Below are 534 nucleotides of genomic sequence, written 5' to 3'. Positions count from 1 at the left end.
ACTTCACTGGGCTGGGGGAAGTATATTCTCCTCACAATTAGAACTATCAATATTTTACGCACCACCTACTTGACTTCTGACCACAAGTCTTTAAATCAATCGGAATAATTGTTCTCTGGACGTTCTCCTAACCCGCCCTGTAAAATGGATTATTAGGAGGGTGACACCTAGAAGGCGTATTTCTAGGTGCTGATCCCCGTTAGCACCTTTATTGCTGACGAGGACGCCCTCTTTTTTTATGCGATCTCTGATCCATTCAATTCCTTGTGCTGATATTAGTTTGCTTTTGCCACCCTCCAAAATCATATTTTCGGGTACTTCGCCCTTATGACGGCGTAGCCATAAACTTACATAAGAACGACTGCGGCCTAACTTTTGGCTAGCTTGGCCAAGGTTATACCATTCTTCTTTTGACACATCTTTTACCCTCCTTTCTTTAATCTATGGCTCTATTATACACTAAATGTACTCATTGTGTACATTTAATTATTACGTTTAGATTACAAGTGCATGCCCCCATCTTCATGCCGGTTC

At 41.6% G+C, this 534-nt stretch carries 1 protein-coding gene; it reads right to left on the bottom strand.

What is annotated here, in order from left to right:
• Positions 1 to 90: 90 nt before the first annotated feature.
• The gene (locus tag ACKTR2_RS10420; RefSeq protein ID WP_407885074.1) at positions 91 to 417 is read right to left on the bottom strand and encodes a hypothetical protein; all 327 of its coding nucleotides are present in this window, start codon (positions 415 to 417) and stop codon (positions 91 to 93) included.
• Positions 418 to 534: the final 117 nt, after the last annotated feature.

This window comes from Furfurilactobacillus curtus, assembly GCF_045862785.1.
Lineage (GTDB): Bacteria > Bacillota > Bacilli > Lactobacillales > Lactobacillaceae > Furfurilactobacillus > Furfurilactobacillus curtus.
Note: the sequence above shows the minus strand (reverse complement) of the source record. Positions and strands in the feature narration are given on the sequence as shown.